The 13,540-nt window shown below is 62.1% G+C and carries 12 protein-coding genes and 1 riboswitch; of the genes, 10 read left to right on the top strand and 2 right to left on the bottom strand.

The window, feature by feature from the left end:
- Window positions 1-22: 22 nt before the first annotated feature.
- The 6 genes from G9U53_RS19190 (at window position 23) to metE (ending at window position 6,910) form a co-directional block, all read left to right on the top strand.
- Window positions 23-979: an ABC transporter ATP-binding protein gene (locus G9U53_RS19190; protein WP_042921758.1), complete on the top strand. Its 957-nt coding sequence runs from the start codon at window positions 23-25 to the stop codon at window positions 977-979.
- Window positions 979-1,773, top strand: coding sequence for an ABC transporter permease (locus G9U53_RS19185; RefSeq protein ID WP_019745005.1), 795 nt, complete (start codon window positions 979-981; stop codon window positions 1,771-1,773). Before G9U53_RS19190 ends, G9U53_RS19185 begins: the two co-directional genes overlap by 1 nt.
- Window positions 1,774-2,898: a histidine kinase gene (locus tag G9U53_RS19180; RefSeq protein ID WP_054831249.1), complete on the top strand. Its 1,125-nt coding sequence runs from the start codon at window positions 1,774-1,776 to the stop codon at window positions 2,896-2,898.
- Window positions 2,895-3,524 (top strand): response regulator transcription factor, encoded by a 630-nt coding sequence (locus G9U53_RS19175; RefSeq protein ID WP_003940330.1) that lies wholly within the window; start codon window positions 2,895-2,897, stop codon window positions 3,522-3,524. Before G9U53_RS19180 ends, G9U53_RS19175 begins: the two co-directional genes overlap by 4 nt.
- A gap of 218 nt (window positions 3,525-3,742) precedes the next feature.
- On the top strand, window positions 3,743-4,180 hold the full coding sequence (locus G9U53_RS19170; RefSeq protein ID WP_003940179.1) for a helix-turn-helix transcriptional regulator: 438 nt from the start codon (window positions 3,743-3,745) through the stop codon (window positions 4,178-4,180).
- A gap of 105 nt (window positions 4,181-4,285) precedes the next feature.
- Window positions 4,286-4,487, top strand: a riboswitch (cobalamin riboswitch).
- A gap of 158 nt (window positions 4,488-4,645) precedes the next feature.
- A complete protein-coding gene (gene metE / locus G9U53_RS19165) occupies window positions 4,646-6,910 on the top strand; it encodes a 5-methyltetrahydropteroyltriglutamate--homocysteine S-methyltransferase (protein WP_165639068.1) in 2,265 nt (754 codons plus the stop codon).
- A 58-nt stretch (window positions 6,911-6,968) separates the two neighbouring features.
- Here metE and G9U53_RS19160 read toward each other — a convergent pair whose 3' ends face one another.
- Both G9U53_RS19160 and G9U53_RS19155 read right to left on the bottom strand, forming a co-directional pair.
- Window positions 6,969-8,567: an ABC transporter substrate-binding protein gene (locus tag G9U53_RS19160; protein ID WP_063315878.1), complete on the bottom strand. Its 1,599-nt coding sequence runs from the start codon at window positions 8,565-8,567 to the stop codon at window positions 6,969-6,971.
- Window positions 8,568-8,740: 173 nt separating this feature from the next.
- Window positions 8,741-9,355, bottom strand: a complete 615-nt coding sequence (locus G9U53_RS19155) for a TetR/AcrR family transcriptional regulator (RefSeq protein ID WP_003939912.1) — start codon at window positions 9,353-9,355, stop codon at window positions 8,741-8,743.
- A 104-nt stretch (window positions 9,356-9,459) separates the two neighbouring features.
- On the opposite strand from G9U53_RS19155, the gene G9U53_RS19150 reads away from it, so the two are divergent.
- From G9U53_RS19150 to fahA, 4 genes are all read left to right on the top strand, one after another.
- Window positions 9,460-10,011: a MarR family transcriptional regulator gene (locus tag G9U53_RS19150; RefSeq protein ID WP_003939926.1), complete on the top strand. Its 552-nt coding sequence runs from the start codon at window positions 9,460-9,462 to the stop codon at window positions 10,009-10,011.
- Between the two features lie 109 nt (window positions 10,012-10,120).
- Window positions 10,121-11,320, top strand: a complete 1,200-nt coding sequence (locus tag G9U53_RS19145; protein WP_030535304.1) for a homogentisate 1,2-dioxygenase — start codon at window positions 10,121-10,123, stop codon at window positions 11,318-11,320.
- Entirely contained in the window at window positions 11,317-12,186 is an 870-nt protein-coding gene (locus tag G9U53_RS19140; RefSeq protein WP_030535303.1) for a hypothetical protein, read from the top strand. The genes G9U53_RS19145 and G9U53_RS19140 overlap by 4 nt, the downstream gene beginning before the upstream one ends.
- Complete coding sequence (gene fahA, locus G9U53_RS19135) at window positions 12,183-13,373, top strand: fumarylacetoacetase (RefSeq protein ID WP_030535302.1); 1,191 nt, start codon at window positions 12,183-12,185, stop codon at window positions 13,371-13,373. The genes G9U53_RS19140 and fahA overlap by 4 nt, the downstream gene beginning before the upstream one ends.
- Window positions 13,374-13,540: the final 167 nt, after the last annotated feature.

The following is a 13,540-nucleotide window of genomic DNA, read 5'->3' as shown; positions in this document are numbered from 1 at the left end:
TCGAAGCGAGCAGATTCTATGTATGACCTCAACACAGGCACGGCATTCACCACAGGCACTGCATACACGCACTGAAGGATCGGCACACGATGCCGTCCGGTTGACCGGACTTCGCAAGAGTTTCGGAACCGTCGACGCCGTCAAAGGTATCGACCTGAGCATCCGCCCCGGCGAGATCGTCGCGTTCCTCGGCCCGAACGGCGCAGGCAAGACGACAACCATCGACATGATCCTCGGCCTGTCCCGGCCGACGTCAGGCGAGGTGAGCGTCTTCGGAATGTCACCTCGATCGGCGATTGCCCGCGGACTCGTCTCGGCAGTCATGCAGACCGGCGGACTACTGAAAGAGCTGACGGTTGCCGAGACTGTGCAGCTGACCGCCAGCCTGTACTCCCAATCCCGTCCGGTCGACGAAGTGCTGGGGAGAGCCGGAATCCTCGACATCTCCGATCGCCTGGTCAGCAAATGCTCAGGCGGACAACAACAGCGATTGCGATTTGCGATGGCGTTGCTGTCGAACCCGCAATTGCTCATTCTCGACGAGCCCACCACCGGCATGGACGTCGAAGGGCGTCGGGACTTTTGGTCCGCCATCCGCGCCGACGCAGATCACGGTCGCACTGTGCTTTTTGCGACGCACTACCTCGAAGAGGCCGATGTCTACGCCGACCGCATCATCCTGGTCAGGCAAGGCACCGTGGTCGCAGACGGGACCACCGCCGAGGTCAAGGCGATGGCGTCCGGACGCACCCTGCGCGCGACTGTTCCAGGCATCACCGACGAACTCCTGCGAGCCATACCGAACTCCGACGCCGTCGAGGTGCGCGGTGAGTCACTGCTCGTGCACTCGGGTGACACCGATGCCGTTGCACGGTTCCTGTTGACCAATACCCAGGCTCGCGATCTCGAAATCGTCTCGCGTGGCCTCGAAGACGCATTCATCGCACTCACGTCGAACAACTCCGAAGGACAGAAGTGATGACCACTGCAACCGAAGCGAACACCTACGGAGCCGAGCGAACCGTCGTACCTCTCGGCGGATTCAACACGACGCTACTGCGACTGGAATTTCGTCGCCTGACTCGCAACCGGCGCACGATGATCTTCACGCTCGTCATGCCGGTTGTCTTCTTCCTCGTCTTCGGTCTCGGTCAAGGCGACGACGACCACGGGATCGGGCACGGCAATGTCGCCGCGTACATCATGATCAGCATGGCTCTCTACGGCGCGATGCTGGCCACCACCAGCGGCGGCGCGATGGTCTCGATCGAACGAGCGTCCGGGTGGAGCCGACAACTTCGGCTGACTCCCCTGACCCCGGTCGCCTACATCGCCGTCAAACTGATCATGGCGATGCTGCTCGGTCTCGTCTCGATTCTCGTGGTCTACGTCGTCGGCGCGTTCACCTCGGCGCAGATGGACGGATCACTCTGGTTCACAACGGCATTGATCGCCTGGCTGGGATCGTCGATCTTCGCGGCCTTCGGCCTGTTCATGGGGTACCTACTCCCCAGTGAGAACGTCATGCAGTTGCTCGGACCGGGACTGGCTCTGCTCGCATTCGGCGGCGGACTCTTCGTACCACTCACCGACGGTTCCGTATGGGCGACCATCGCACAGTTCACCCCGATGTTCGGCATCAACGCCCTCGCCCACGCACCGTTGACGGGCAATAGCATTCACTGGACCTGGATCGTCAATATCCTGGTGTGGTTCGCCATCTTCGCCGGCGGAGCGATCTGGCGGTTCCAACGAGATACGGAGCGTGTGTAGTTGTCGCAAACGACTGACCGAGAAGATTCCGTCGCGCTCCCGCGGCGGAATCGTTTCGGCGTTCTCTTCGCGGCGGTCTGGATGGTATTTCTCGGCGGGCCGCTGATCGAGGGATGGAATCTGCGCGACGAACTGCGCGGCTGGACAGGGATTCTCGCGACGATCGCCTTCAGTGCCCTCTACCTCTACACCTTTGCCACAACGCAGCAGCGGCGTCGAATGACGATGACTCGGCCGACGATTCGCGAAGCTGCACTGGCTCTGTCCGCCTTGACCGCGTTGGCCGCTGTGATGATCGTGAGCGTCGGTCCGACGGGTTTGGCAGCAGCACCGTACCTCGCGGTGACAGCGGTGACGCTGTTGCCGACCGTCGCCGGCGGCATTCTCGCCTTGGTGTTCGCGGCCTCCGTGGAGATAGTCAGCCTCTCGTCCGGATGGGGGAACTACTCCGGACTCTCACTCGGAGTCTGCGCGGCCGCGTTCGCGACCTGGGGAATCATGTCCCTGATCAGCCGCAACTTCGCCATACTCCATGAACGCGAAGAGCAGGAGCAGCGGGCAATCATGGAGGAGCGAACGAGGATGGCGCGCGATCTGCACGACATCCTCGGGCACTCGCTGACCGTCATCACGATCAAAGCCGAACTGGCCAATCGCCTACTCGATGTCGATATCGAACGTGCGCGCAACGAACTCGACGACCTCGAAAGGCTCTCTCGAGACGCGCTGGCGGACGTGCGCTCGGCCGTCGAAGGATTTCGTGGGATTTCTCTTCCCGTCGAGATAGCCCGAGCGCGAGAGGCATTGCGTGCGGCTGGTATCGAGGACGAGGTGCCGAGCAGTACCGACATGGTTCCCACGCGTCTTCGGGAACTCTTTGCATGGACGATCCGTGAGGGCGTCACCAACGTCGTTCGACACAGCGGTGCGACCCACTGCCGGATCACGGTCGACGAAAATAGTGCGTCGGTCGTCGACGACGGACGAGGGGCCGAGTCGACGTCTTCCGGAAACGGTCTGATCGGATTGCGCGAGCGCGCCGGAGCGTCGGGCGCACGAGTGATCATCACTCATCCCCAGCCGCAGGGGTTTGCACTTCAGGTAGTCGAACAGGAGACAGAGTGAACAGCCAGGGCGATCGAGCAACCATACGGCTGCTCTTGGCGGACGATCAGGCGCTCGTGCGAGGAGCTTTGGCCGCGCTGCTCGATCTGGAATCCGACCTGTCAGTGGTGGCCGAGGTCGGTCGCGGCGACGAGGTGGTGTCCGCCGTTCTCGAACACCGCCCGGACGTCGCGCTTCTGGACGTCGAGATGCCCGGCATGGACGGAATCGCCGCGACGGCGGCCCTTCGCGAGGCAGCACCCGACACCCGGGTTCTGATCGTCACCACGTTCGGCCGTCCCGGATTTCTTCGTAAAGCCCTGCACGCCGGGGCCGGCGGGTTCGTCGTCAAGGACACCCCCGCCAGGCAGCTTGCCGACGCGGTCAGGCGTGTCCACGCCGGACTGCGCGTCGTCGATCCCACCCTTGCGGCCGACAGCCTCGTCAGCGGCGAGTCGCCCCTGACGGAGCGTGAGACCCAAGTACTGCGCGCCGCTCACGACGGCGCACCCGTGGCAGCCATCGCAGGGGCGCTCTTCCTGTCTGCCGGGACAGTTCGAAATCATCTGTCATCCGCGATGGGTAAGACGGGTGCGTCGACGCGCGCGGAAGCCGTCAGAATCGCCGAGTCGAACGGCTGGCTCTGATCCGCGCGTCTGGAATAGCCTTCCCCGGCAAATAGTTCGCCGTTCGATTCGTGATGGCGATTTGTCCAGATCACTCAAAGTAGGGACCTTCTACCCTAGGGATTTTCCCGCAAACGACCGCTTCGCGAGAATCCGAAACAGCTAATCGTTCGATACCTGGCTATGATGCAGTTAATTGAACCGACGGAGCCTGTGCGTAGCGGGGGAAGGGACGTCTCATGTCGAACCAGTTCAACGATCGCTTGAACTCGCTGTTCGAGACTGCCGACTTTCACGTCACCAACGCGATGGTCGTTCGCGGCATGACCGAGTTCGGCTGCCGTATCTCGACGCCGTACCTGTCGCAACTGCGCACCGGCGTCCGAACCAATCCGTCACCCGAAGTGGTTGCCGCCCTCGCCCACTTCTTCAAGGTCCATCCGGACTACTTCTACGCCCCGTCCGATCACACTCCGCCCGCGATCTCAGGTGGCGAGGCAGACCTCTCCCTCCTCGAACAGCTGCACAACGTGCGCCTGCGGAACCTCACCTCCCGTGTCGTCGACCTCTCACCGTCTTCACAGGATCTGCTTGTCGAAATGGCGGAGAATCTACGTTCCTCCGAAAATCTTCCGCGCGTACCACCGGACTCGAATTCCTACATGTCACGCGCATAGCGCCCTTCGCCGACTCTCCTTGACTGTTCAGGGAGGGTTGGCCTTATGCTGGTCGATGCAGCTGGTTCGCCCGGCACGGTCATGAGGAGCCCCGAAGACCGGTCCCGGCGTCGAAGCTCCGTCAGCGCAAGCTGTCGGGGTGAGAGGGAACCCGGTGAAAATCCGGGACTGTCCCGCAGCGGTAAGCAGGAACGACCGCCGTTCATGTGCACTGGGCATCCGCCTGGGAAGCGACGGCCAGTAGGTTCGATCCAACTCGATCGAGTGCCCGCGAGTCCGAAGACCTGCCGACTGTGTCGGGCACGCCGTGCCCGACGGTCCACCGCCTCGTGGAATGGGCGTGTAGATCTCCATCGGACCTCGCGTGCGGTGCGGGCAGTGCTGCCCGCTGAAACTCGGGGTCTCGTGAGGTATACCCGTCTGCCGGCAGTGGCCATCAGTGCATTGGCAATCTGGAGAAACTCCGTGACAACAACATTCACTTCGACCGTGCTGGGCTCACCGCGCATCGGTCCTCATCGAGAACTCAAGCGCGCAACCGAAAGCTACTGGGCAGGGCGCATCGACGCCGACGCCCTGCAGGCTGTCGCCCGTGACCTCCGTCGGCAGGGCTTGGCCGACCTCCGTGACCTGGGCCTCGACTCCGTCCCGGTCAATACCTTCTCCTTCTACGACCAGATGCTCGACACCGCAGTTCTTCTCGGCGCGCTGCCCGACCGCGTCGCGTCGGTCGCCGATCCGTTGGACCGCTACTTTGCCGCTGCCCGTGGGACGGACACCATCGCGCCGCTCGAAATGACGAAGTGGTTCGACACCAACTACCACTACCTGGTGCCGGAGATCTCGCCGTCCACCACGTTCGCACTCGACCCGTCCAAGGTCTTGTCCGAACTGGCAGAAGCACTTTCCGACGGCATTGCAGCCCGCCCGGTCGTCATCGGACCGGTCACCTTCCTGCTGCTCTCGAAGGCTGTCGGCACCGACGAGCCGCTGCTCTCGCGACTCGACGAACTACTCCCCCTCTACGCGGATCTACTCGGTCAGCTCGCGAAGGCCGGTGCGAGCTGGGTTCAGCTCGACGAACCGGCCCTCGTGGGCGATCGCACCGACGAGGAAATCGAAGCGGCACGCGCTGCGTACGAACAGCTTTCAGCGCTGTCCGAGCGGCCGTCGATCCTGTTGGCGTCGTACTTCGGTTCGCTGCGTGAGGCGCTGCCCGCGCTTGCGTCCACCGGCGTCGAAGGATTTGCCGTCGACCTGGTGGCCGGTCAGGATTCGATCGGCTCCGTCCCCGAACTCGCCCGCAAACTGGTCGTCGCCGGTGTGGTCGACGGACGAAACATCTGGCGGTCGGATCTGGATTCGGCACTGAGCACGTTGGGTGCTCTGTTGGGCAGCGTGGATACTCTTGCCGTCTCCACATCGTGCTCCCTGCTGCATGTTCCGTACACTCTCGACGCAGAGGCCGAAGTCGACAAGGCCCTGCGCTCGTGGCTCGCGTTCGGCACCGAGAAGGTCAAGGAAGTAGTAACTCTCGCAACCGCTCTCACACAGGGCCGAGAGTCGGTGGAGGACGAGTTCGCTCTGGCACGAGCGGCCGCGTCGACCCGCAAGGACGATCGCAGACTCAATGATGCGAGTGTTCGGGGACGCCTGGCCGCCGTGCTGAACTCGGCGACCGGTCGCGCGCCCGCCGCCGAACGTCGCGCTGCCCAGGACGAACTGCTTTCTCTGCCGCCGCTGCCCACGACGACTATCGGTTCGTACCCGCAAACCTCGAAGATCCGCATCGCTCGCGCAGCACTGCGCACGGGCGAGATCGACGAAGCCGAGTACGTCAACCGTATGCGCGCCGAAGTTGCCGAAGTTGTTGCGCTCCAGGAAAAGCTGGACCTGGACGTTCTTGTTCACGGTGAGCCGGAACGCAACGACATGGTCCAGTACTTCGCGGAGCAGTTGGACGGATTCTTCGCCACCGCCAACGGTTGGGTCCAGTCGTACGGCACCCGCTGCGTGCGTCCGCCGATTCTGTACGGCGACGTCTCCCGCCCGAAACAGATGACCGTCGACTGGATCACGTACGCGCAGTCCCTGACCGACAAGCCGGTCAAGGGCATGCTCACCGGACCCGTCACCATTCTGGCCTGGTCGTTCGTCCGCGACGACCAACCCCTCGCCGACTCGGCAAATCAAGTCGCACTGGCCATTCGAGACGAGACCGTCGACCTGCAGGCCGCCGGAATCGGAATCATCCAGGTCGACGAACCGGCTCTACGAGAACTACTCCCACTGCGTGCCGAGGATCAGCGCGCCTACCTGGACTGGTCGGTCGGCGCCTTCCGGTTGGCTACCTCGGGCGTCGCGGATTCCACCGCGATCCACACGCACCTGTGCTACTCCGAGTTCGGAGCGGTGATCGGCGCCATCGCCGGCCTCGACGCGGACGTCACGTCCATCGAGGCGGCGCGCTCACACATGGAGGTCCTCGACGATCTCAGTTCGGTCGGGTTCGACCTCGGCGTCGGCCCGGGTGTCTACGACATCCACTCGCCGCGGGTGCCGAGCGTCGACGAGATTGCCGAATCCCTGCGTGAGGCACTCAAAGCTGTTCCTGTCGAGCGGTTGTGGGTCAACCCGGACTGCGGTTTGAAGACCCGCGGTTCCGTCGAGGTCGAGGCGTCACTGCGTAACCTCGTCGAAGCCGCGAAGTTGGTACGAGCGGAGCTATAGGGGCAAAGCCCCTGTGCGCCTTTTTGGTAGTGGGCACTACCAAAAAGGCGCACGGGGGTCAGCTCAACCACGTGTTGCCGAAGAGCAGAATCCCGTCCGCACTCGGGGTCACTCCGTGGACGTTCTCGCGCCACGGGATGAAGACCTTGCCGGAGTTGACCACGGCCATCGGCGCCGTCTCGTTGACCACGGTCTGAATATCGTCGATGACGGCTCGCCGCTCATCCTCGCCCGACGCTGTTTGCAGCTTGCCGAGCAACTCGTCCATCCGAGCGTTCTTGTAACCGAGGATGTTCGACGGCGATTCGCTGAACAGGTTGCCGTACATACGCACGAACGGTGACTCTTCCAGCACGTTGAACGCGAAGTAGGACACGTCGTAGTCGTGCTTAGCGTACAGCATGGAAATCAGATCGTTGATGCTGGTTGCGTAGGTGATGTCGACCGTGAAACCCACTGCCTGCAAGAGCGACTGAAACGTCAGTGCGCTGCGCTGCGTCGCCGGATCGTTCATCCCGACGTACGTCAGTTTTCCGTCGTAACCGTCCGCCTTCGCCTCGGCGAGATACTTCTTGGCCGCCTCGGGGTCGAAGCCGTTCCCGGCCACCGATCCGTGCCACTGCGACCACGACGCGAACATGTCGGTGCCGGGTTCGCCGAAGCCGCCCTGAACTCGCTCGTTGAACGTATTCGGGTCCACCGCAGCGACAATCGCCTTACGCACGCGCTCGTCCTTCGCTGCCCGATCGTCGCGCTGATTGATTGCCAGAACTCCGGCCATGCTGGCCGAGTACACAAATCCGGGATCACCGGCTTCGAAAGCCTCGTGAATGAAGTCGGGAGACTTCAGATAGGCAACCTGGATTCCGTCGGTGTGCAATCCTTCCAGTTTGCTCTTCTCGTTGACGATTGCCGGAAAGCGCAACTTCTCGAGGTACGGCGCCCCGTCCCAGTACGTCGGACGGGCAGCGAGCACCAATTCGTCCTGGGAGGCGAACTTCTCGACGGTGAACGGGCCTGCCCCGATCGGGGTGAACGTGCCGGTAGCCATCGACGAGGGCGCGACGATCATGCCGGGACCGGTGGTGAACATGATCGGGAACTCGTCCCACGGCTGCGCCAATGTAAAGACGACCGTACTCGGATCCGGTGAATTCGTCTCGCGCACAGCGGTCTTCCACACCAGCGCGTGAGTTCCCTTCTTCTGCAGATAGTGATCGATGCTCCACAGGACTGCCGCACTGTCCATCGGAGTGCCGTCGCTGAAGGTGACGCCGTCGCGCAATTTCAGTGTCCACACCGTGTTGTCGCCGTTGGCCGACAACGACTGAGCCAAGTGGGGGACGTATTCGCCCGCCGACGTATCGAAGCGCATGAGAAGGTCGTAGATGGCTGCCATTTCGCTACCACCGGTAGCGCCGCCGTCCTGACGGTCAGCCGGATCGAGACTGCTGATCCCGTTGTAGGTGGCAAACGACACGGTGCCACCCGATCGCGGCTCTCCCCCGTTGTTCTGGTCACCGACAACTCCGACCGTCACGTCCGATGCATCCGTGGTCGTACCTTGGCTGCTACCGGCGCACCCCGTCACCACCAGCGTCGCCGACGCCAGGACAACCATCCAGATTCGAGCGCGGACTCGGTACGAGCGCTTCATTGCGACTCACTTTCACAGTTCACGGATACGTCGATCCCTGGATCGGACACCCGACATATTTGTAAGTGAATTCTAGGTAAGGTCTCGTCCTGCGTCTTCGTTTTCACAAAGCCGAAGCGATAATTCGCGTTCATGACAGCAGAAACAAGAACTGAATTCTAGGTTGCAACCGTTCAGCGAATTACCAGTCCGATGACGTCTTCGACGTTCCGCTGGGCCTCTGCGAATCCGATCCGGCCACTGGTCCACAGCGCAAGGGCCGTCAACATCGTGCCGCCTATTGCCACGGCCGCAACCCTCGCCGTCTCGGCCGGGACGCCGTCCATCAACTCGAACAGCATTCTCCGATGTGCCGCTGCGCGCAGATCCAACGACTCGATCACGAACTGATCCGAGGACGAATGGAGTTCGATCTCCAACCGAGCGAAGTAGGGCCTACGCTCGAATGCCTTCATCTCGCGGCGATGAAGTGCCAGAACCCGCTCGTACGCGTTGTTCTCACCACCGTCTGCCCGCAACTTCTCAGGACGACGGACCGATTCGAGACCGCTCCACGCCGTCATCGCCGCAGCCAGAAGTTGCTGTTTGGTCGGAAAGTAGCGATACAGCGTTCCGAGTGCGACGCCTGAACGCTCCGAGACGTCTTTCATCTGGATTCGATCCGACGGCATCTCGGCCAGCATCTCGACCACCGCCGTGGTCAGTCGTCCTCTCCGCTCGAGTTGCCCCACCGACATGAGGTCGACGTCCAAGGGAAACTCGTCGCTGCGCGCAGTCACGCGCGTCACGATAGTTCAGAATCCTGACCGCAGTGCCGGGTTGCGAAGTTTCATCGTAACCCCGAGATTTAATACACGGATTAATCAACTGCAGATCGCGCTAGGGTTAGTCCATGACTGACCGGACAACCGATGACCAGCCAACCGTCGGCGTGCTGAACTTCTGGTCGTTCATCGAACTGGCCAACAAGCGACTGGCCACCGAACACGGCTTTCGCGACCAGCTGGCCACCGAGGTACTACTGACACTCAATCGGGCTTCCAACGTGGTCACCTACGATCTCGAGTCGTCGATCCACCGCCCTCGCGGCTGGTCATGGTCCTCCTTCAGGCTGTTGTTCGTCACCTGGCTGGCCGGTCCGATCGAGCCGAAGGCTGCCGCCGAGCTCACCGGCATGAGTAGGGCAGCGGTCTCCAATCTGTCCAAGTCGCTGCTGGCAGACGGATTGATCGATCGTCGGCCCACCGAGAACGACGGCCGTTCCGTCCAGCTGTACCTGACCGACAAGGGCCGAGAAGCCATGGTCGAAGCCTTTCGCGAGCAGAACGAACGCGAACACGCCTGGGTAAGCGTCCTGAGCGAGGCCGAACAGCGAATTCTTGTCATGCTCCTGGACAAACTGATCACCAACCGCAGCCAGTTCGACGTACGCGGACGTAACTGACATAGACCCCAACCCCCTTGGAGGGTTGCGCTCATCACATCATTTTAGTTAATATGTTTACTATCTGGTGGAGGTGAGCCAGGCAGAACAGCACAGAAGGAGCCCCGTCATGGCGTTCTATCGACAACTCGGCAACATCCCACCGAAGCGTCACACCCAACACCGTGACGAGTCCGGCAACCTCTACTACGAAGAACTGATGGGAGAGGAAGGTTTCTCCTCGGATTCTTCGTTGCTGTACCACCGCGAGATCCCGTCGGCCATCGTCGACGCAACGGTCTGGGAACTGCGCGATCAGAGCACAACCCCCAACCATCCCCTCAAACCGCGCCATCTGAAACTCCACACGCTGTTTCCCGAAAGCACCTGGAACGAGACCGACGTGGTAACCGGCCGTCGTCTCATCCTCGGAAATGCCGACGTGCGATTGTCCTACGTCGTTGCGGCAGCGCCATCTCCCCTGTATCGCAACGCAATCGGCGACGAGATGGTCTACATCGAATCTGGCGAGGCGACCGTCGAGACCGTCTTCGGTGCACTCGAGGCCAGTGAAGGTGACTACGTCCTGATCCCGATGTCCACAACGCATCGATGGATCCCCAAGGGTGACAAGCCACTTCGTGCCTACGCCATCGAGGCGAACAGTCACATCGTCCCGCCCAAGCGCTATCTTTCCCGCTTCGGCCAGCTGCTCGAGAACGCACCGTTCTGTGAACGAGACCTGCACGGACCGATCGCGCCCATGATCGCCGAAGGAACCGACGTCGAGGTACTGGTCAAGCACCGAACGTCGGCGGGCATCGTCGGCACCCGAATGGTTTATCCCACGCACCCTTTCGATGTCGTCGGCTGGGACGGCTGCCTGTACCCGTACACCTTCAACATCTCCGACTACGAGCCGATCACGGGCCGTGTTCACCAACCGCCGCCGGCCCACCAGGCGTTCGAGGGAAACAACTTCGTGATCTGCAACTTCGTTCCGCGCAAGGTCGACTACCACCCCCTGTCGATCCCGGTGCCGTACTACCACTCGAACGTCGACTCGGACGAGATCATGTTCTACTGCGGCGGTGACTACGAGGCGCGCAAGGGTTCCGGCATCGGTCAGGGTTCGATATCGATTCATCCCGGCGGCCACGCCCACGGACCACAACCCGGCGCCTACGAGCGGAGCATCGGCGCCGAGTTCTTCGACGAGCTCGCCGTGATGGTCGATACGTTCCGGCCCCTCGAATTGGGTGAGGGAGCCCTTGCCTGCGAGGACGAAGCGTACGCCTGGAGTTGGGCAGGGCGGGGGCCTCGGCAATGACGATCATCTCCCCACTCCTGCGCGGCCTGTGCGACGACGCAGCACTTTTCCCACCCGGCAATGCTCCTCTCGCCGAGGCAATTCCGGCCCACGCCGCCTACCTGCAGGCAGATTACGACGCACTGGTCGGGCCTTTCGTTTTTCCCGCGCCGCGACTGAGCGAACTGGCTGCGTACGTTTCAGCGGACAGCCCGGTGACGCTGAGTCTGACCGTGCCGGCCGGCCCATCCGAAACGGCGGCCGCACTCTCGAACGCGCTCGCCATCCCTGGTGTTCACGTCGCCGCCGTCGAGGTGGGAATTCCTGACGGGTTGGACGCCGATGCGGCCTTCGAGGAACTCTCTCGTGTCCATGCCGCTCATCCCGACGTCGACATTTTTGTCGAGGTGCCTCGAGGTGATCGGCGCGCGGGCTATCTCACAGCTCTCGAAACTGCCGGGCATTCCGCAAAGTTTCGCACCGGCGGGATTGTCGCCGAGGCGTACCCGAACGAGGAAGAGCTCGCCGATGCGGTGATATCCGTTGTCCGAGCGAATATCCCGTTCAAGGCGACTGCGGGACTGCACCACGGTGTGCGCAACACCGATCCGGAAACAGGCTTCGAGCAACACGGCTTCCTCAACATCATGGTGGCCGTCGACGCGGCGAGGCGGGGCGCCGATCGTTCGGAAATTGTTGCTGCACTGTCTCAGCGCGATGGAAAATCGATCGCGCAAGCCCTGGCCGACCTCACCGAGGACGAGGCCGGCGAGGTGCGTCGCCGATTCCTCTCGTTCGGTACCTGCAGCATCTCGGACCCTCTGACCGAGCTGGAAGGCCTCGGGTTGATCGTCCGCTCCGACAAAACCGAAGGAACTCTCGTATGACTGTCACGACCATCGACATTCCCGCCGACTCACTGTTCGGTCTCGACAATCTGCCGTACGGGGTCTTCTCCCCCGCGGGAGGGTTACCGCGTGTCGGTGTGCGCGTCGCCGAATCGGTGGTCGATCTCGCAGCGACACTAGGTGATTCCGTCTTCTCCGAACCGACTCTGAACGCGTTCATGGCTCAGGGACGAGATCAGTGGGTATCGGTGCGAAACCGGATCACGGAGCTCGTGACTAGCGAAATAGACTCGAATGCAGTGTTTTCCGTTGATTCGGTGACAATGCATTTGCCGATCGCAGTGGCCGATTACGTCGACTTCTACGCCTCGGAGAATCACGCAACCAACCTCGGGCGGTTGTTCCGCCCGGACGCAGCCCCCTTGATGCCGAACTGGAAGCATCTTCCCGTCGGATACCACGGGCGCTCGAGCACCGTCGTCGTCTCCGGCACCGACATCGTTCGTCCCTGCGGACAGCGGAAGGCACCCGATCAGGAAAGCCCGGACTTCGGACCGTCCCGGCGCCTCGACATCGAAGCCGAGATGGGGTTCATCGTCGGAACTCCCTCGAAGATGGGCGATTCCATCACCCCGGACGAATTTGCCGAGTACGTCTTCGGCGCCGTCGTCGTGAACGACTGGTCTGCCCGAGACATCCAGGCGTGGGAGTACGTGCCCCTCGGTCCGAACCTGGGGAAGAGTTTCGCGACCTCCATCTCACCGTGGGTCGTACCCTTGCTCGCTCTCGAAGCAGCCCGAATCGACACTCCGGTGCAGGATCCCGAACCGCTTTCCTATCTGCGTGGTGAAGAGAAGTGGGGGCTGGACATCGACCTGGCCGTCGAATGGAACGGTCACGTCGTCTCCCGGCCGCCCTACGCCCAGATGTACTGGTCGCCTGCGCAGATGCTCGCGCACACCACCATCAACGGCGCAGCAGCGAGCACCGGCGATCTCTTCGCGTCCGGAACCATTTCCGGACCGGACAAAGATCAGCGCGGCGCCTTCATCGAGCTGACGTGGGGCGGCAAGGAACCCGTAGCTGTGGGCTCCGAGACCCGTACCTTTCTCGAAGACGGCGACACCATCGCCATCTCAGCCACCGCTCCCGGCGCCGGCGGATCACGAATCGGCTTCGGGGATGTTCACGCTCGGATCCTGCCTGCAACGCAAACCGAAAGATAGTGATTGACAACTGTTTGATTCACGCTGATCTGATGTCCGGAATTCCTTGCCTCACGATTCTCCGAAGATAAGCTGGACTAACCATCCAGAGCGATCGAGAGTCCTGGCTCCGTGACGTCGCAGCAACCCCCTCTGCTGAGGTGCGGGTGCTTTCTGCCAGGTCCGAT

It is taken from the genome of Rhodococcus sp. D-46, assembly GCF_011290655.1.
GTDB classification, from domain to species: Bacteria; Actinomycetota; Actinomycetes; order Mycobacteriales; family Mycobacteriaceae; genus Rhodococcus_F; species Rhodococcus_F qingshengii.
Note: the sequence above shows the minus strand (reverse complement) of the source record. Positions and strands in the feature narration are given on the sequence as shown.

Coding starts and splice junctions, on each gene's coding strand:
- G9U53_RS19190 (WP_042921758.1), top strand. CDS start 23: ATGACCTCAACACAGGCACGGCATTCACCACAGGCACTGCATACACGC.
- G9U53_RS19185 (WP_019745005.1), top strand. CDS start 979: ATGACCACTGCAACCGAAGCGAACACCTACGGAGCCGAGCGAACCGTC.
- G9U53_RS19170 (WP_003940179.1), top strand. CDS start 3,743: ATGTCGAACCAGTTCAACGATCGCTTGAACTCGCTGTTCGAGACTGCC.
- G9U53_RS19160 (WP_063315878.1), bottom strand. CDS start 8,567: ATGAAGCGCTCGTACCGAGTCCGCGCTCGAATCTGGATGGTTGTCCTG.
- G9U53_RS19150 (WP_003939926.1), top strand. CDS start 9,460: ATGACTGACCGGACAACCGATGACCAGCCAACCGTCGGCGTGCTGAAC.
- G9U53_RS19145 (WP_030535304.1), top strand. CDS start 10,121: ATGGCGTTCTATCGACAACTCGGCAACATCCCACCGAAGCGTCACACC.
- G9U53_RS19140 (WP_030535303.1), top strand. CDS start 11,317: ATGACGATCATCTCCCCACTCCTGCGCGGCCTGTGCGACGACGCAGCA.
- fahA (WP_030535302.1), top strand. CDS start 12,183: ATGACTGTCACGACCATCGACATTCCCGCCGACTCACTGTTCGGTCTC.